This window comes from Synechococcus sp. CB0101, from assembly GCF_000179235.2.
Taxonomy (GTDB): domain Bacteria; phylum Cyanobacteriota; class Cyanobacteriia; order PCC-6307; family Cyanobiaceae; genus Vulcanococcus.
This window is the reverse complement of record NZ_CP039373.1, coordinates 1,919,313-1,935,998: the sequence shown is the minus strand read 5'-3', so window position 1 is coordinate 1,935,998 and position 16,686 is coordinate 1,919,313. Positions and strand designations below refer to the sequence as shown.

16 protein-coding genes and 1 tRNA gene are annotated in these 16,686 nt (G+C 65.2%); 10 read left to right on the top strand and 7 right to left on the bottom strand.

The genetic code is table 11. The annotated features are described in order from the left end of the window. Window positions 1–24: 24 nt before the first annotated feature. Window positions 25–120 (bottom strand): photosystem II reaction center protein T, encoded by a 96-nt coding sequence (locus tag CB0101_RS10305; protein WP_010311829.1) that lies wholly within the window; start codon window positions 118–120, stop codon window positions 25–27. An 18-nt stretch (window positions 121–138) separates the two neighbouring features. Then, complete coding sequence (gene psbB / locus CB0101_RS10300) at window positions 139–1,698, bottom strand: photosystem II chlorophyll-binding protein CP47 (RefSeq protein WP_010311832.1); 1,560 nt, start codon at window positions 1,696–1,698, stop codon at window positions 139–141. A 268-nt stretch (window positions 1,699–1,966) separates the two neighbouring features. Here psbB and CB0101_RS10295 point away from each other — a divergent pair, with 268 nt between their 5' ends. Together CB0101_RS10295 and psbM are read left to right on the top strand one after the other, a co-directional pair. Continuing rightward, a complete protein-coding gene (locus CB0101_RS10295) occupies window positions 1,967–2,437 on the top strand; it encodes a 2Fe-2S iron-sulfur cluster-binding protein (protein ID WP_029553153.1) in 471 nt (156 codons plus the stop codon). A gap of 48 nt (window positions 2,438–2,485) precedes the next feature. Further along, window positions 2,486–2,590, top strand: coding sequence for a photosystem II reaction center protein PsbM (gene psbM / locus CB0101_RS10290; RefSeq protein WP_010311839.1), 105 nt, complete (start codon window positions 2,486–2,488; stop codon window positions 2,588–2,590). A 174-nt stretch (window positions 2,591–2,764) separates the two neighbouring features. Here psbM and CB0101_RS10285 read toward each other — a convergent pair whose 3' ends face one another. Next, window positions 2,765–3,613: a universal stress protein gene (locus CB0101_RS10285; RefSeq protein WP_010311840.1), complete on the bottom strand. Its 849-nt coding sequence runs from the start codon at window positions 3,611–3,613 to the stop codon at window positions 2,765–2,767. 67 nt (window positions 3,614–3,680) lie between these two features. On the opposite strand from CB0101_RS10285, the gene CB0101_RS10280 reads away from it, so the two are divergent. From CB0101_RS10280 to CB0101_RS15420, 5 genes are read left to right on the top strand one after another with little or no spacing between them, the layout of a single operon-like run. After that, window positions 3,681–4,130 carry an acyl-CoA thioesterase gene (locus CB0101_RS10280; protein ID WP_010311842.1) on the top strand — a complete coding sequence of 150 codons (450 nt, stop codon included), beginning with the start codon at window positions 3,681–3,683 and terminating at the stop codon, window positions 4,128–4,130. 48 nt (window positions 4,131–4,178) lie between these two features. Beyond that, window positions 4,179–5,426: a DNA-processing protein DprA gene (locus CB0101_RS10275; RefSeq protein WP_010311844.1), complete on the top strand. Its 1,248-nt coding sequence runs from the start codon at window positions 4,179–4,181 to the stop codon at window positions 5,424–5,426. A 25-nt stretch (window positions 5,427–5,451) separates the two neighbouring features. Beyond that, entirely contained in the window at window positions 5,452–6,354 is a 903-nt protein-coding gene (gene prmC, locus CB0101_RS10270; RefSeq protein WP_010311846.1) for a peptide chain release factor N(5)-glutamine methyltransferase, read from the top strand. Window positions 6,355–6,373: 19 nt separating this feature from the next. Further along, window positions 6,374–6,970 (top strand): L-threonylcarbamoyladenylate synthase, encoded by a 597-nt coding sequence (locus CB0101_RS10265; protein ID WP_010311849.1) that lies wholly within the window; start codon window positions 6,374–6,376, stop codon window positions 6,968–6,970. A 6-nt stretch (window positions 6,971–6,976) separates the two neighbouring features. Beyond that, complete coding sequence (locus CB0101_RS15420) at window positions 6,977–7,141, top strand: hypothetical protein (protein ID WP_010311851.1); 165 nt, start codon at window positions 6,977–6,979, stop codon at window positions 7,139–7,141. A gap of 104 nt (window positions 7,142–7,245) precedes the next feature. Here the strand turns inward: CB0101_RS15420 and psaB are convergent, their stop codons facing one another. Together psaB and psaA are read right to left on the bottom strand one after the other, a co-directional pair. Beyond that, a complete protein-coding gene (psaB, locus tag CB0101_RS10260; protein WP_010311854.1) occupies window positions 7,246–9,456 on the bottom strand; it encodes a photosystem I core protein PsaB in 2,211 nt (736 codons plus the stop codon). A gap of 19 nt (window positions 9,457–9,475) precedes the next feature. Next, window positions 9,476–11,779 (bottom strand): photosystem I core protein PsaA, encoded by a 2,304-nt coding sequence (gene psaA, locus CB0101_RS10255; protein ID WP_010311856.1) that lies wholly within the window; start codon window positions 11,777–11,779, stop codon window positions 9,476–9,478. A gap of 466 nt (window positions 11,780–12,245) precedes the next feature. Here psaA and CB0101_RS10250 point away from each other — a divergent pair, with 466 nt between their 5' ends. Beyond that, window positions 12,246–13,631 carry a hypothetical protein gene (locus CB0101_RS10250; RefSeq protein ID WP_010311858.1) on the top strand — a complete coding sequence of 462 codons (1,386 nt, stop codon included), beginning with the start codon at window positions 12,246–12,248 and terminating at the stop codon, window positions 13,629–13,631. Continuing rightward, complete coding sequence (gene cobJ / locus CB0101_RS10245; protein WP_010311860.1) at window positions 13,628–15,406, top strand: precorrin-3B C(17)-methyltransferase; 1,779 nt, start codon at window positions 13,628–13,630, stop codon at window positions 15,404–15,406. The genes CB0101_RS10250 and cobJ overlap by 4 nt, the downstream gene beginning before the upstream one ends. A gap of 3 nt (window positions 15,407–15,409) precedes the next feature. On the opposite strand, the gene CB0101_RS10240 is transcribed toward cobJ, so the two are convergent. Beyond that, window positions 15,410–15,483 (bottom strand) — tRNA-Pro (locus CB0101_RS10240). Window positions 15,484–15,607: 124 nt separating this feature from the next. On the opposite strand from CB0101_RS10240, the gene lipA reads away from it, so the two are divergent. Then, on the top strand, window positions 15,608–16,477 hold the full coding sequence (gene lipA / locus CB0101_RS10235; RefSeq protein WP_010311862.1) for a lipoyl synthase: 870 nt from the start codon (window positions 15,608–15,610) through the stop codon (window positions 16,475–16,477). Here the strand turns inward: lipA and CB0101_RS10230 are convergent. Next, on the bottom strand, window positions 16,474–16,662 hold the full coding sequence (locus tag CB0101_RS10230; RefSeq protein WP_010311865.1) for a hypothetical protein: 189 nt from the start codon (window positions 16,660–16,662) through the stop codon (window positions 16,474–16,476). The two genes, lipA and CB0101_RS10230, sit on opposite strands and share 4 nt — an antisense overlap. Window positions 16,663–16,686: the final 24 nt, after the last annotated feature.

Below are 16,686 nucleotides of genomic sequence, written 5' to 3'. Positions count from 1 at the left end.
TTGATGGGCCTAAGCGGCGGATCATCACTTACCGATCTTCGGGGGATCGCGGAAGGCGATGGCGAAGAACAGGGTGGAAATCCCGAGCGCCAGGATGAGGATGTAAGCGAAGCTTTCCATGGATGAACCTCCTAGCGATCAGCTGAGGGTGGTGCCAGCGGGGGGCACGTAGCCCTCCGGCAGGCGGCGGGTGGAACGGTCGCCCAGCTTCTGGAACAGACCGAATTCCACCTGTTCGCCCAGATCCGGGTCAATACCGGCGAACACGTCGCGGTACAGGGTGCGAGCACCGTGCCAGATGTGACCGAAGAAGAACAGCAGCGCGAAGCAGGCGTGGCCGAAGGTGAACCAGCCGCGGGGTGAGCTGCGGAAGGTGCCGTCGGAGTGGTAGGTCTCGCGATCGAACTCGAAGGCTTCGCCAAGCTGAGCCTTACGAGCCAGGCGCTTCACGTCTGCGGGATCGGTGAAGGTCTGACCATTCAGGGCACCGCCGTAGACGGTGGCCGTCACACCGGTCTGCTCGAAGGAGTACTTCGCTTCAGCACGGCGGAATGGGATGTCAGCGCGAACGATGCCCTGGTTGTCTTCGAGCACCACAGGGAAGTTCTCGAAGAAGTTGGGCAGGCGGCGCACTTCCAGATCGCGGCCGTCCTTGTCGGTGAAGGCAATGTGACCCAGCCAGCCGGTGGGCAGGCCGTCGCCATTCACCATCGGACCGACGCGGAACAGACCGCCCTTGGCAGGGCTGTTGCCCACGTAGTCGTAGAAGGCGAGCTTCTCAGGGATCGAGGCGTAGGCCTGTTCCTTGGTAGCGCCGTTGTCGAGCGCGGTTTGCACGCGACGGTTGATTTCAGTCTTGAAGTAGCCCTGGTCCCACTGGTAGCGGGTGGGGCCGAACAGCTCAACGGGAGTCGCAGCTGCGCCGTACCACATGGTTCCGGCCACGACGAAGGCGGCGAAGAACACAGCGGCAATGGCGCTGGAGAGCACCGTTTCGATGTTGCCCATGCGCAGCGCCTTGTACAGGCGCTCGGGCGGACGGGTGGTGATGTGGAAGATGCCGGCGATGATGCCGACGATGCCAGCGGCGATGTGGTGGGCCACGATGCCGCCCGGGTTGAAGGGGTTGAAGCCTTCAGGTCCCCAGGAGGGCTGCACCGGCTCGAGATGACCAGTGATGCCATAGGGGTCTGACACCCACATACCCGGGCCGAACACACCCGTGAGGTGGAAGGCGCCGAAACCGAAGCAGGCCAGGCCTGCGAGCAGCAGGTGGATCCCGAAGATCTTGGGGAGGTCGAGAGCAGGCTCGCCGGTGCGAGGGTCCTGCCAGATCTCCAGATCCCAGTAGGTCCAGTGCCAGATGGCGGCCAGGAAGAGCAGGCCGCTGAGAATGATGTGAGCAGCTGCCACACCTTCGAAGCTCCAGAAGCCGGGGTCCACACCGGTTTCACCGGTGATGCTCCAGCCACCCCAGCTACCGGTCACACCCAAGCGGGCCATGAACGGCATCACAAACATGCCCTGGCGCCACATCGGGTTGAGCACCGGGTCGGAGGGATCGAAGATGGCCAGCTCGTAGAGCGCCATGGAGCCGGCCCAGCCGGCTACCAGAGCGGTGTGCATGAGGTGCACGGCCAACAATCGGCCCGGGTCGTTGATCACGACCGTGTGCACCCGATACCAGGGCAATCCCATGGGGGTTAGGTCCGGGGAAACAATCAGCCGCCCGCGCCGGTGACCGGCATGCGGTTGGCAACACGATCAAGCCCAACCAGTCGAAACCAGCAGACACTTGATCCGTGCTGGCGATGGTAAGGGGTTCGCGTGGCTCACTGATTCGATCGCCGCACAGCTGAAACGTGCCGTGATGGCAAGGAGCCCGCTGACAGCGGATCCCTTGCGAGCCGGCGGTTACAAAACGCAACCCTCGGCCTCAGAATGCGGCTGTTGCCCAGGGATTGCCATGCCCGTGATTCGGTTTGTTCGCGAAGGTCGCGACGTGGAGTGCTACCCGGGTGAAAACCTGCGGGAGGTGGCCCTGCGCGAGGGCATCGCCCTCTACGGCCTGAAGGGCCAGCTCGGCAATTGCGGCGGCTGCGGCCAGTGCATCACCTGTTTTGTGGATGTGGTGGGCGAAAGCAGCCCCGGCAGCCTCAGCGGCCGCACCGCTGTGGAAGACCAGAAGCTGCGCCGGCGCCCGCAAACCTGGCGCCTGGCGTGCCAGACCCTGGTGAACCAATCCGTGCTGGTGGTCACCAAGCCGCAAACCGGCCTCAGCGATCTCGATCAGAAGGTGAATCAGGCCAAGGCCCAGCCGCTGCCGGCAGGCCCCACGGCCTGGCCAGTGCAGGAAAGCGAAGACGATGACGACGCAGAAACCAGTTCCGGCGATGCGGCGTCTGGCCAAACCACTACGAGCGATGAAGAGGCCTGATCGGCGCCATGCGGCGGTGATACCGTCATCGCGCTAAAGGCTCTTGCAATGGAAACCAACGATCTCGGCTTTGTCGCCAGTCTGATGTTCGTGCTGGTTCCGACCGTGTTCCTGCTGGTTCTGTATATCCAGACCAGCAGCCGCCAGGGTTGATTCCCGCGACTCGCTTCGGCCCTTCGGCCACCTGAGATGCGGTAGGCCCAAACCGGCCACCCCAAACACCACGAAACCCCGGAGCAGCTGATGGCGACTCCGGGGTTTTTTGCTGCCGTTTTTTTTGCTGCCAGGGTTTCTCCTGGCAGCTTGTAAGAGATGGGCAGGCGCCGATCAGCGGCGACCTTCCGGCTCACGCACCAGGAGCACCGGTGCCGGCGCATGCACCCGGATGTAATCGCTCACCGACGAGCCGAGCAGGCGATCGATATCCACCAGGCCCCGTGCCACCAGGGGGCGTCGATCCTGGGAGGCAATCACCAGCAGATCCGACTTTTCTTCAGCCGCCGCATCACACACCCCACGGCCAATGTCGCCCGTGCGGTGGATGGCCTTCATCTCCACGCCGTAGCCACGGGCCCGCTGCACGGCTTTCTCCAGCAGTTCATCGGCAGGAGATTTGCCACCGCGGGACGGGGTGATGTCTTGCCGGCTGATGTGGATACCGGTGAGGCTGGCGCCAGGGGTGTCCCGCACCAGCTCACAGGCCAGCCGCAGGGCGTCATCGCCCACGCCGGTGCCATCCACCGCCACCATCACGCGGTTGATATGGCGCACATAGAGGTCGTCGCGCACCAGCAGCATCGGCCGCGTGGAGAGCTGAAACACGTACTGGCTGGCGCTGTTGCTCAGGATTGATTGCAGCCGCCCCAAGCCGCGGGAGCCCATCACGATCAGGTCGGCATCGAGCTCATCGGCCACCTTGAGCACGGTCTGCTTGGTGTCGCCCTGGCGGATGATCGTGTTCACCTCCGCGGGATTGAGCCCAAGGCGCTGCACGGCTTCGGCCACGATGCCGGCCGCCTTCTGGGAATGCTCGGCGTAGTTCTCGCCGGCCTGCTCCGACACCACATGCAGCAGGTTGATTCGCGCCTGCTTCACGGCCGGGATGTCGCGCAGCATGCGCACCATCTCTTCAACGTGGCCCTTGCCGGAATCGGCGATCAGAAGGTTGCGGAACACAGCCGTTGCAACGCGCTCGGGCAGCCTATGGCTGATCCGCCGCCGCGGACCAACCGCAGCTAACACCGTGACGGAGCAACAACAACCGCAACCCTGGCGCCTGATCCGGCGCGTGCTGCCCCAACACACCGACCATGCCGGCGTGATGTGGCACGGAGCCTATTTGAGCTGGCTCGAGGAAGCCCGCGTGGAAGCTCTCAGCGCCGCCGGCCTGGCCTACGCGGATCTATCGGCAGAAGGCCTGGAATTGCCGGTGGTGAGCCTCTCCATCCAGTACCGCCAGGCCCTTCTCCATGGCGAGGAGGTGTGCGTGTGCAGCTGGGTGCTGGCGCGGCAAGGGGTGAAGCTGCCTTGGCGCAGCGCCTTCCTCAAAGCCGATGGCAGCGTGGCAGCCGAGGCCTCGGTGGAGCTGGTGCTGGTGGATTTGTCAGCCGGAGCGGGGCAACGCAAGCTGATGCGCCGACTCCCCCAGACCCTGAGCCAAGCCCTCCAACAACTGGAGCGAGGCCCAGACTGAGACCCACCGCTCTCGCTATAGTACTGACGTACTGGCGAGATTGGGTGCATGGGAGAACTGCTGCGGGCGCCATTCGCTGCGGCCAGCACGGCCCCCAAGGGTTCCCAGAAACACCGGCAGCTCCGAGCCGGCCGGCGGCAGCAGCGGGGGCACGATCCCAGCGTTGAACGCGAACGCCTATGGCGGCTGCTGTGGTCGAGCTGCCCTGGCATCGGCTGGCAGCGCTTGGAGCGACTGGAGGCGATGTTCGGCAGCCTTGAGCTGGCCTGGGGCGCCAGTGCAGCCAACCTGATCCATGGGCTGAGCGGCCACACGCGCCTGCACCAGCGGGAGCTCGAGGCGCTGGAGCGCTACCGCAGCAGCCACGGGCCAGCACCCATCAGTGAGCCACCCAGCGCGGAGCAACGGCAGCGCTGGGCAACGCCCGCATGCCTGCTCCCCTCTGATCTCACCTACCCGGAGGCCATGCTGCAGCTCGAGCGACCACCGCTTCAGCTGTTCTGGCGAGGCCAAGGGTCGAGGTGGTCTGCCCTGAGCCAAAGCCAGGCGGTGGCAGTCGTGGGCACACGGCGCCCCTCCCGCCATGGCCTCACCATGGCTCGCCAAATCGGGCGGGCCCTCGCCGAAGCCGGCTGGCCGGTGGTAAGTGGGCTGGCGGAGGGGATCGATGCGGCGGCCCACCAGGGCTGCCTGGAAGCCGGAGGCTGCCCTGTCGGGGTGTTGGGCACGCCGCTCAACCGCGTTTATCCCCGCCATCACGGCCAGCTGCAGGCAACCGTGGCCGAGCAGGGGGTGCTGGTGAGTGAGTTACCGGAAGGCACCCCGGGGCGCGCCGGCCACTTCGCCCTGCGCAATCGACTGCAGGTGGGGCTCGCTCAAGCGCTGGTGCTGGTGGAATGCCCCGCCAACAGCGGAGCGCTCCATTCAGCTGAGCTCGCCTGGGAGCTGGGCATGCCGATCTGGGTGGTGCCGGCTGATGCCGGCCGCATCAGCGCCGCAGGCAGCAACCGCTGGCTGCAGCAAGGGGCCACGCCACTCCTCAACCCCAGCGATCTCACCACCAGCCTCGGAGTGGGGCCGCTCAGGCCACCCCGCAGCAGCACTGCTGGACCAGCCGCCGCGCCCCTGCTGCAGCGAGAAGCCGCACTGCTGGCCGCCTTGGGCGCAGGTGCCTCCCTGGATCAATTGTGTGATCGGCTGCGGCTGGCTCCAGGGGTGATCAGTGAACGGCTGCTGCGGCTGGAACTGGCGGGAGTGCTGCGCAGTGAACCGGGGCTGTGGTGGCGGCCGTGCTGAAGCCACCCCTGCTTAGGGTTGCTGCATGGCCACCACGCTTGCCGCAGCTGAACTTCTGCAGTGGCGGCGCAGGCAGCTGGAGGCCGGTGGTGAAGCCAGCCAGCTCGATTGGCTCTTGGATCTCGAAGGCGGCATCCGCTGGCAAACCCTGCAGCAGCTGCGGCTGTATCCGGATCAATCCGTGGAGCTGGAGGCGCCGCTGCCGCGGTTGGAGTTGCTCTGGCAGCAGCACCTGAACAGCGGTACGCCCTTGCAATACCTGGTGGGGCGATGCCCCTGGCGCGATCTGGAACTGGAGGTGCAGCCTGGCGCCCTGATCCCGCGCCAAGAAACAGAACTGCTGGTCGAGCTGGCGGAGCAACGGCTGAGCAGCAGTGGCGATGCACCAAGCGGAGCAAGCCCGCTGCACTGGGCTGATCTGGGCACCGGCTCTGGATGCCTGGCGGTAGCCCTGGGCCGCTGCTGGCCGGGGAGCCGCGGGGTGGCGGTCGATCAATCGAGCGAAGCGCTGGCACTGGCGCAGCGAAATCTCAGCAAGCACCACCTGCTTGAACGCGTGGAGCTTCGGCAGGGCAACTGGTGGGCCCCACTGGCGGACTGGGCGGGCCAGCTGGATCTGGTGATCTCGAATCCTCCCTACATCCCAACAGCGGTGTGGAAGCAACTGGAGCCCACCGTGCGCGATCACGAACCAGCACTAGCCCTTGATGGCGGAGGTGATGGCCTTGAGGCCATCAGAGCCATCGCAGCGGGTGCAGCTGCCCATCTCGCCCCGGGCGGATGGTTGCTGCTGGAGCACCACCACGACCAAAGCGAGGCCGTTTTGGCCCTGCTCAATGGGGCCGGGCTGGAGCAGGTGAGCCCCCACCGCGACCTCGAAGGAATCTGGCGCTTCGCCAGCGGCCAGCGGCCAGGCGCTACACCCTGATCAACGGATCCCCTCAGCCATGTCGAGCCTCAGCTGCAGCCCGAGCGATCTGGCCCACAGGCTGCAGGCGGGCGAAGCCGCGCTATTCCCCACCGATACGCTCCCGGCCCTGGCCACCAAGCCCGAATCGGCGGAGCTGCTGTGGGAGCTGAAGCAGCGGCCGCGCCACAAGCCGGTGATCCTGATGGCCGCCACTGGCCAGGCACTGCTGGAGTGCCTGGGGCAACCGATCGAGCCGGCTTGGCAGCACATGGCTGATCGTTACTGGCCCGGCGCCCTCACCCTGGTGTTACCCGCCAGGGGCACCTGGCTCGAGCAACTCAATCCCGGCGGCAGCACGCTCGGCCTGCGGTTGCCGGCCTGCCCAGCGGCCCTGGAATTGCTGACCCTGAGCGGCCCCCTCGCCACCACCAGCGCCAACCGGTCTGGAGAACCGGCCTGCCTGGATCACAAGGAAGCCGCTGAACGCTTTCCCCAGGTGGCCCAGCTGGCCCCCGTGCCCTGGCCCGCTCCATCGGGCCAGGGCAGCACCGTGATCGAGTGGCTCCCGTCGGGTCAGTGGCAGCTTCTGCGCGCCGGTGCTCTACTGCCGCCAGAACTCGGCGCCAACGCCTGAACTGCCGTGAGCGCCCTGATCCTGTTGATTGCAGCCCTGCTGGGGTTCAACCACTGGCTACTGGAGCCCGCCGTGGAGGCCAGCAGTGAGCTCCTCGAGCTGGCATGGCTGCCGTGGCTGCTGCTGGCGCTGGTGGCCTGGTTGCTAGCGGGGCAACCCAGCCAGCGCTGAGCGCAACACACGAAAAAGCCCCCGGCCAAGGCCGGAGGCTGATGTCGTCCCTCGAAGAGGGCAAGAGGTGAGGGGAAGCGGCTGAAGGAATCAGCCGCTTGGGATCAACCGAACTTGCCGGAAGTTGAGGCGATCAGGAAGGCGGCGTAGGTCACGAAGTAGCCCACGGTGAAGTGAGCCAGACCAACCACACGGGCCTGAACGATCGAGAGAGCCACGGGCTTGTCGCGCCAGCCCACCAGGTTAGCGAGCGGAGTGCGCTGGTGAGCCCAGACGATGGTCTCGATCAGTTCCTGCCAATAACCGCGCCAGGAGATCAGGAACATGAAGCCGGTGGCCCAGATCAGGTGACCGAACAGGAACATCCAGGCCCAGACGGCGAGGTTGTTGCTGCCATACGGGTTGTAACCGTTGATCAGCTGAGAGGAGTTGAGCCACAGGTAGTCGCGGAACCAGCCCATCAGATAGGTGCTGGATTCGTTGAACTGAGCCACGTTGCCCTGCCAGATGGCGAGGTGCTTCCAGTGCCAGTAGAAGGTGAGCCAGCCCACGGTGTTCAGGGCCCAGAAGACAGCCAGATAGAAGGCGTCCCAGGCACTGATGTCGCAGGTGCCGCCACGGCCGGGGCCGTCGCAGGGGAAGGAGTAGCCGAAGTCCTTTTTGTCGGGCATCAGCTTGGAACCCCGGGCATCCAGGGCGCCCTTCACCAGGATCAGGGTGGTGGTGTGCAGACCCAGGGCGATGGCGTGGTGCACCAGGAAGTCGCCAGGGCCGATCTGCAGGAACAGATCGTTGCCACCGTCGTTGATGGCATCCATCCAACCGCCCATGTAGGCGGCGCTGGCATTGCTAGCAGCGCTAGCGCCATTGGAGAGGAGCACATCGAAGCCGTACATGGCCTTACCAGAGGCGGCCTGCACGAACTGTGCGAACACGGGCTCCACCAGGATCTGCTTCTCGGGGGTACCGAAGGCCACCACCACGTCGTTGTGGACGTAGAGGCCCAGGGTGTGGAAACCGAGGAACAGAGACACCCAGCTCAGGTGGCTGATGATCGCTTCTTTGTGCTCGAGCATCCGAGCCAGGACGTTGTCCTTGTTGGCTTCGGGGTCGTAATCACGGATGAAGAAGATCGCACCGTGAGCGAAGGCACCGCACATCAGGAAGATGGCGATGTACTGGTGGTGGGTGTAAAGCGCAGCCTGCGTGGTGTAGTCCTTCGCGATGAACGCGTAGGACGGCATCGAATACATGTGCTGCGCCACCAGGCTGGTCACAACGCCCAGGGAAGCCAGGGCCAGACCGAGCTGGAAGTGGAGCGAGTTGTTGATGGTGTCGTAGAGACCCTTGTGGCCAGCGCCGAGGTCACCAGGGGTGCCCTTGGGCGGGTTGTGGGCTTCGAGGATCTCGCGGATCGAGTGGCCAATACCGAAGTTGGTCCGGTACATGTGGCCGGCAATCACAAACAGACAGCCAATCGCCAGGTGGTGATGGGCAATGTCGGTGAGCCAGAGGGCCTCACTCTGAGGGTGGAAACCACCCAGGAAGGTGAGGATGGCGGTGCCTGCGCCTTCTGAAGTACCGAACACCTGGTAGGCGGTGTCGGGGTTCTGGGCATAAACGCCCCAGTTGCCGGTGAAGAACGGAGCCAGACCCGCGGGGTGAGGCAGCACATTCAGGAAGTTGTCCCAACCCACGTGCTGACCGCGGGATTCAGGAATCGCCACGTGCACGAGGTGACCGGCCCAAGCGATGGAGCTGAAGCCGAACAGCACCGCGAGGTGGTGGTTCAGGCGGGATTCAGCGTTCTTGAACCAGGCCAGGGAAGGCCGGAACTTGGGCTGCAGGTGCAGCCAGCCAGCGAACAGAGCCCAGGCCGACAGGATCATCATGAAGATGGAACCCTGATACAGCTCGGCGTTGGTGCGCATGCCGATGGTGTACCACCAGTGGTACACGCCGGAGTACGCAATGTTCACCGGGGAGGAGGCGCCAGCCTGAGTGAAGGCCGTGATGGCGCCTTGGCCGAAGTGGGGATCCCAGATCGCGTGAGCGATGGGACGGACATGCAGAGGATCGGCGACCCACTGCTCGAAGTTGCCCTGCCAGGCGACGTGGAACAGGTTGCCCGAAACCCAGAGGCCGATGATCGCGAGGTGACCGAAGTGGGTGGAGAAGAGCTTTTGGTAAAGCTTCTCCTCCGTCATTCCGTCATGGCTCTCGAAGTCGTGAGCCGTGGCGATCCCGTACCAAATACGACGGGTTGTCGGGTCCTGTGCCAGACCCTGGCTGAACGAAGGAAATTTCGTTGCCATTGGGAAAGGTCAGGAGAGGTCAGCCGACCGCAATGATGCGGGCCAGGAAGAACGACCAGGTGGTCGCGATGCCGCCCAGCAGATAGTGGGCAACACCGACGGCACGGCCCTGGGTGATGGAGAGCGCCCGCGGCTGAATGGCGGGAGCAACCTTCAGCTTGTTGTGAGCCCAGACGATGGACTCAATCAGCTCTTGCCAGTAGCCGCGGCCGCTGAACAGGAACATCAAGCTGAACGCCCAGACGAAGTGGGCACCCAGGAACATCAGACCGTAGGCACTGGTGGCAGAGCCATAGCTGTTGATCACCTGTGCGGCCTGAGCCCACAGGAAGTCACGCAGCCAGCCGTTGATCGTGATGGCGCTGTTGGCAAAGTTGCCGTTGGTGATGTGAGACACGGTTCCGTCAGCGTTGACGGTGCCCCACACGTCGCTCTGCATCTTCCAAGAGAAGTGGAAGATGACGATCGACAGGGAGTTGTACATCCAGAACAGGCCCAGGAACACGTGGTCCCAAGCCGACACCTGGCAGGTACCGCCACGGCCGGGGCCGTCGCAGGGGAAGCGGAAACCGAGGTTCGCCTTGTCGGGAACCAGGCGGCTGCTGCGGGCATACAGAACACCCTTCAGCAGGATCAGCACCGTCACGTGAATCGTGAAGGCGTGAATGTGGTGGACCATGAAGTCGGCCGTTCCCAGGGGGATCGGACCGGCAGCCACCTTGCCGCCCACGGCCACCACGGTGCCGTTGAACACTTCGCTCACGCCGGCGAGGGCATTGGGAGCGGTGCTACCGGCAGCAGCAGCGTGCAGACCCTGAATCCACTGCGCGAAGACGGGCTTCAGGGCAATGGCGGAGTCGCTGAACATGTCCTGGGGACGGCCCAGGGCACGCATGGTGTCGTTGTGGATGTAGAGGCCGAAGCTGTGGAAGCCCAGCCAGATGCACACCCAGTTGAGGTGTGAGATCAGGGCATCACGCGCCTTGAGCACCCGGTCGAGCACGTTGTCCACGTGCTTGGCGGGGTCGTAGTCGCGGATCATCGCGATGGCGGCGTGGGCGCCGGCACCAACGATCAGGAAGCCACCGATCCAGGTGTGGTGGGTGAAGATCGACAGCTGGGTCGGGTAGTCGATGCCGATGTAGGGATACGGAGGCATCGCATACATGTGCTGAGCAACGATGATGCTCAGCGAGCCCAGCAGCGCCAGGTTCACAGCCAGCTGGGCGTGCCAGCTGGTGGTCATGAACTCGTAGAGACCGTCATGACCGTTGGAGGCGGGGAACAGCAGGGGGTCGCCCTTCTGGCCCTCGAGGATCTCCTTGATGCTATGGCCGATGCCCCAGTTGGTCCGGTACATGTGACCGGCCACGATGAACAGCACCGCAATCGCCAGGTGGTGGTGAGCGATATCGCTCATCCACAGGCTGCCGGTTACAGGATTCAGACCACCTTTAAAGGTGAGGAAATCGCTGTAAGCGGCCCAGTTACCGGTGAAGAAGGCATTGATGCCAGCACCGAAACCGGGGAACAGCTGGGCGATGAGGTCCTGATTCAGGAACTCGTGGGGGAGGGGAATGTCGGCGTAGGTGGCGATGGTTTTGCCGTTCAGCGCCAGCGGCTTGCCGGCGTCGATGGCATCCATCAGCGCGGTCGTGGGCAGCGACACATGGATCAGGTGTCCAGCCCAGGACAGGGAGCCCAGACCAAGCAGACCGGCCAGATGGTGGTTGAGCATCGACTCAACGTTCTGGAACCACTCGAGCTTGGGAGCTGCCTTGTGGTAGTGGAAGACGCCGGCATTGAGCATCAAGCCGGCCATCACCAGAGCACCGATGGCCAGAGCCATCAGCTGCGTTTCGTTGGTGATGCCCCAGGCCCGCCACACATGGAAGAGGCCGGAGGTGATCTGAATGCCGTGGAAACCGGCACCCACATCGCCATTGAGGATTTCTTGGCCGAACACGGGCCAAACCACCTGCGCACTGGGTTTCACGTGCGTGGGGTCGGCCAGCCAGCCGGAGTAGTTGGAGAAGCGAGCGCCGTGGAAGAAGGCACCGCTCAGCCAAATGAAGATGACGGCCAGGTGACCGAAGTGGGCCGAAAAGATCTTCCGGCTGACCTCTTCGAGATCACTGGTGTGGCTGTCGAAGTCGTGAGCGTTGGCGTGGAGGTTCCAAACCCACGTGGTGGTTTTGGGACCTTTGGCAAGGCTGCGATCGAAATGGCCGGGCTTACCGAACAGTTCGAAGGTGGCCGGGTTGTTCACCCGGTCGACCTGGGCCTTCGCCGTTTTCCCACGCTCTGGTGGGCTGATGGTCATCGAGACGTTCCTCGAGGGACGGGGTCGAGGTGGAGGTCCACCCTTCCGACCCGGGGCACCGGCAAGCCGGAGGCCACAGGCCAGTGGAGCCACAGGCACAGCGGAAAACCGCATGCACCCATGGGCGCCGGCATGAGCGGGAGGTGCAGCCGAAGCCGAAACCCCTTTTCATGACTGGCGCTTGGGCCCCAGATAGGGGACCGCTGGCGGAAGTATAAAAGTGAATTCCAAGCCCTTTGGCCTGGCAGTTACAAAGGTTCAATCCGGAGCCGCGCCAGTCAGGGACTGAGCTCTCGCGGAAGCAAAACATCAGCGAAAAATCGCGTGTTTACGCGCTTGATGTAGGCCGACGCAAGCAAATAAAGGCGCTTTTTTGTTAGCAACCACCACTTGCGCAGCGGGTTGTTGTCCGCAACGCTGCAGACTGTGCTCAACAAGCTCAAAACGAGCCTTAGGAGGAATCACCATGCTGGCGGCACCACGGCGGGCGCTCGTAGCCCTGGTGCTGGTGGTGCTCACGCTGGTGAGCGGGGGCTGCGGAAGCAAAACCGCACCAGATGCATCAGCGGCGAGCCCCAGCAACCTCAACGCCACGGCACCCTCCGGCGCGCTGCAGGAAGTAGCGCCTCCGGGAGCCGTGCAACAGCTCAATGAACGACTGAATGATCGGGCACCTCAGGTGCGGGTGCTGGCTCCGCAGGACAACGCCCTGCTGCCCGCTGGACCCTGGACCCTGAAGCTGCAAGTGAGCGACTGGCCCTTAAGCGATGCCAGCCCGCTTGGACTGGGCCCCCATCTGGTGGTGCAGCTCGATGATCAGGCACCGATTCGGATCACCAGCAGCGACGCCGCCGCCGCCGTGGCGATGCCGGATCTCAGACCCGGCAGCCATCGGGTCACGGTGTATGCCGCCCGCCCCTGGGGTGAGGCGGTGAAGGCTCCAGGCGCCAGCACCCAGATCCGGGTCCACCGCGTGGCCCGCAATGCCGCCGAACTGCCCGCCAGCGGCAGTGCCCAGCTGATTGCCAGCAGCCCGGAGGCCCCGCAGGCGATGGAGCCGGTGCTGATCGATTGGTTGCTCCTCGATGCGCCCCTGCAGAACCTGCGCGGCGACGATGCCCGCTGGCGCCTGCGCATCAGCGTGAATGGCGACAGCTTTTTGGTGGACCGTCAGACGCCGCTGTGGCTGAAGGGCTTCAAGCGCGGCAGCAACGCGGTGCAGCTGGAATTGCTCGATGGTCGGGGCGACCCCCTCAATCCACCGTTTAACAGTGTGGTGCGCGAGGTGGTGATCGGATCAGGTAGCCAGCCGGCCTGGCTGCGCCCCACGCTTTCCCCGACCGATCTGGCGCTGCTGGCCGGCGAAGCACAGGCCCCTGAGCCCCCGGCACCGCCTGCAGCTGTAGCTGAGCCTGAACCAGAACCCGAGCCCATGGCCGCCGAGCCTGAGCCTCAACCGGAGCCAGAACCCGAACCAAGCGCCAACGGCTTGGCCGAGCCCGAGCCCGCTGCCTCTGAGCCAGCCGAAGCCCCCCAAACCGAAGCAAGCCCGGTGCCTCCTGCGGCCGAGCCGGCACCGGCCACTGCGGAGACCACCACGGAGACCACCACGGAGGCCATCAACGAGCCCTCCCCAGAGCCGGAGCCCGAAGAGGTCAAGGAACAGCCGGTGTCACCTGAACCGTCATTGCCGCCTTCGGCTGCACCCAGCGCAACACCGGCACCGGAGCGGATTGCGCCGCAAACCAGCCTGAGCGGCTCGGCCCGCGACCAGGTGAATGCTGATGGGTCGCTCCAGCAGCCCACCCCGCGCGGCCCGTTGGCCGGGCTGCGGGAGAAGCTGGGTGGATGAGTGAACGCCTGAGCTGGGGTTTTGCCCTCAACAGTCAAGCCCTGCCCCTGTTGCGTCAGCTGCTGGAGCGAGGCCTGATCGACCGCATCGCCAGCCCCGCCGATGGCATGGCCTGGCAACCCGGTGACCTGCAGCGACTGCTCGAGAGCGAATGGCAGCGCAGCCGTGCCTTTGTGGCCATTGGCGCCTGCGGCGCCATCACGCGGCTGATCGCTCCATTGCTGCAAGGCAAAGAACACGACCCCGCCGTGGTGGTAGCCGACGCCCAGGGCCGCTTTGCCATCCCGCTGCTCGGAGGCCACGGGGCCGGAGCTGAGTCGCTGGCCCACAGCGTGGCGGCGCTGCTGGGGGGAGAAGCCGTGCTCACCGGCACCAGCACCAGCCAGCAACACCTCGCCCTCGATGCCTTTGGCAGCCGGTGGGGCTGGCGCCGCGGCCCCGGCGACTGGGACACGCTGATGAAAGCGGCCGCCCGCCTTGAAGCCGTGGCCCTCGAGCAGCAAAGCGGCAATCCACGCTGGCTAGAGCTGCCTGGCTTGCCGCCTCAGAGCAGCGCCGGGGTACCCCTGAGTGTGGGGGTCGAGCGGAGCGATCAGTGCCGCTGGCACCCACCGGCCTTGTGGGTGGGCATGGGTTGCGAGCGGGGCACCAGCCTCTCGCTGCTGCAGCGCTGCCTGGAGCAGAGCCTCGCAGCTGAGGGGCTGGCCATCGAAGCCGTCGCGGGCCTCGCCAGCGCCGATCGCAAGGCCGATGAACCAGCCCTGCTGCAACTGGCCGAACAGAACGGCTGGCCCCTGCGCTGCTTCAGCAGCGCCGCCTTGAGCGCTGTACCGGTGCCCAATCCCTCAGCGGTTGTGGAGGCCGAGCTGGGCACCGCCAGCGTGGCGGAGGCGGCGGCGCTGCTGGCCTGCGGCCCCAAGGCCCAGCTGCGTAGCCCCAAACACATCGAGCGCGCCAACGCCGGCGAGCAAGGGGCCGCCACAGCGGCCATCGCCGAGGCGCCCCAGCAATGGGCACCCCAGCGGGGCTGCCTGCACCTGATCGGCAGCGGGCCCGGCAGCCTCTCGCTGCTCACCCCCGATGCGCGCGCTGCTTTGGCGGAGAGCTGCGTGTGGGTGGGCTATGGCCTCTATCTGGATCTGCTGGAGCCGCTGCGCCGGCCCGATCAACTCCGCAGCGACGGGCAACTCACCCTGGAACGCGAGCGCTGCAGCGAAGCCCTGGAGCTGGCTTGCCAGGGCCTCACGGTGGCGCTGGTGTCGTCGGGCGACAGCGGCATTTACGGCATGGCCGGTCTGGCCCTGGAGCAATGGATGGCCCTGGCCGAGCACGATCGACCGGCCTTTCAGGTGCATCCAGGCCTCTCGGCCCTGCAGTTGGCGGCAGCCCGGGCTGGTGCTCCGCTGATGCACGATTTCTGCACCGTGAGCCTCAGTGATCGCCTCACCCCCTGGGCGGTGATCGAGCAACGCCTCAAGTCCGCCGCCGACGGCGACTTCGTGGTAGCGCTCTACAACCCGCGCTCGAAGGGGCGCGATTGGCAACTGGGCCGAGCCCAGGAGCTACTGCTGGCAAAACGGCCAGCGGACACACCGGTGGTGGTGGCGCGCCAGCTCGGCCGCCCCGAGGAAGACGTGCGCTTGCACAGCTTGGGAACGCTGCCCATCGAGGAGATCGACATGCTCACGCTGGTGCTGATCGGCAACAGCAGCAGCCGCGTCGAAGGCGGACGCATGGTGACCCCCAGGGGCTACCCAGGCGCCGAGCTCAGCTGAAAGTCGGGATGACAGGATTCGAACCTGCGGCCCCTTCGTCCCGAACGAAGTGCGCTACCAAGCTGCGCTACATCCCGATGCCGGGAGTGTAGGAGATGGCGCTCCTGCAAAGGGTCTGGCCTGCCTCAGGCGGCAGCCTGAGCGATGGGGCCGGTTTCTAGAGTTAACAGCTGATCTGCGCCTGCGGGCGGAAGTGGCGCTGTGCTCAAACCCGACTGGCTGCGTGTCAAGGCTCCCCAGCGCGAGCGGATCGGCGAAGTAGCTGATCTGCTCTTGGATCTCAAGCTGAACACGGTCTGCCAGGAAGCCAGCTGCCCCAACATCGGCGAGTGCTTCGCCGGTGGCACCGCCACCTTTTTGATCATGGGGCCGGGCTGCACCCGCGCCTGCCCCTACTGCGATATCGATTTCGACAAGAGCGTTCGCGAGCTCGACCCCACCGAACCCCAGCGGCTGGGTGAAGCCGTGGCGCGGCTAGGGCTCAAACACGTGGTGATCACCTCGGTGAACCGCGACGATCTGGCCGATGGAGGCGCCAGCCAGTTCGTGGCCTGCATTGAGCAGGTGCGCCAGCGCTCTCCCCTCACCACGATCGAGCTGCTGATCCCGGATTTCTGCGGCAACTGGCAGGCCCTGGCCACCGTGATGGACGCGAGCCCCGATGTGCTGAACCACAACATCGAAACGGTGCCTCGGCTGTACAAGAAAGCCCGTCCGCAAGGCATCTATGAGCGCTCCTTGGAGCTGCTGCAGCGCGTGCGGGAAGGCTGGCCTCGCACCTACTCCAAATCAGGGCTGATGGTGGGCTTGGGCGAGAGCGACACCGAGGTGATCGAGGTGCTCGCAGACCTGCGCCGCCACCAGGTCGACATCGTGACCATTGGCCAATACCTCTCCCCCGGGCCCAAGCACCTGCCGGTGGATCGCTTCGTAACCCCGGAGCAGTTCGAGACCTTCCGCCAGCACGGGGAAGGGGAACTGGGCTTTCTGCAAGTGGTGAGCACGCCACTCACCCGCAGCAGCTATCACGCCGGCGAGGTGCAACGGCTGATGGCGCAGTACCCGCGCTAGGAATCGAGCAGAAACTCCGCTTCCAAGGCGCAGGCCTCGAGCGCCATGGGGCCGGCGGCGAGGGCATCAATGCGGCTGTTCACCAGGCTCACGGGTGCCTGAAGTTGGGCGCAGTGCTCGAGAAACGCCACGGCCATCTGGCGGGCGAAGAGCTGCTGCATGTGCTGGGCGAATTCGGGAGGCATGGCTGCCGGTGCAAGTGCCAGCAA

What these genes read in the sequence shown, in the direction of transcription:
- prmC (WP_010311846.1), top strand. Translation starts at nt 5,452, where the DNA reads ATGGCCACCACGCTTGCCGCAGCTGAACTTCTGCAGTGGCGGCGCAGG.
- psbB (WP_010311832.1), bottom strand. Translation starts at nt 1,698, where the DNA reads ATGGGATTGCCCTGGTATCGGGTGCACACGGTCGTGATCAACGACCCG.
- CB0101_RS10230 (WP_010311865.1), bottom strand. Translation starts at nt 16,662, where the DNA reads ATGCCTCCCGAATTCGCCCAGCACATGCAGCAGCTCTTCGCCCGCCAG.
- CB0101_RS10265 (WP_010311849.1), top strand. Translation starts at nt 6,374, where the DNA reads ATGTCGAGCCTCAGCTGCAGCCCGAGCGATCTGGCCCACAGGCTGCAG.
- psbM (WP_010311839.1), top strand. Translation starts at nt 2,486, where the DNA reads ATGGAAACCAACGATCTCGGCTTTGTCGCCAGTCTGATGTTCGTGCTG.
- cobJ (WP_010311860.1), top strand. Translation starts at nt 13,628, where the DNA reads ATGAGTGAACGCCTGAGCTGGGGTTTTGCCCTCAACAGTCAAGCCCTG.
- CB0101_RS10295 (WP_029553153.1), top strand. Translation starts at nt 1,967, where the DNA reads ATGCCCGTGATTCGGTTTGTTCGCGAAGGTCGCGACGTGGAGTGCTAC.
- CB0101_RS10250 (WP_010311858.1), top strand. Translation starts at nt 12,246, where the DNA reads ATGCTGGCGGCACCACGGCGGGCGCTCGTAGCCCTGGTGCTGGTGGTG.
- psaB (WP_010311854.1), bottom strand. Translation starts at nt 9,456, where the DNA reads ATGGCAACGAAATTTCCTTCGTTCAGCCAGGGTCTGGCACAGGACCCG.
- CB0101_RS10275 (WP_010311844.1), top strand. Translation starts at nt 4,179, where the DNA reads ATGGGAGAACTGCTGCGGGCGCCATTCGCTGCGGCCAGCACGGCCCCC.
- CB0101_RS10305 (WP_010311829.1), bottom strand. Translation starts at nt 120, where the DNA reads ATGGAAAGCTTCGCTTACATCCTCATCCTGGCGCTCGGGATTTCCACC.
- psaA (WP_010311856.1), bottom strand. Translation starts at nt 11,779, where the DNA reads ATGACCATCAGCCCACCAGAGCGTGGGAAAACGGCGAAGGCCCAGGTC.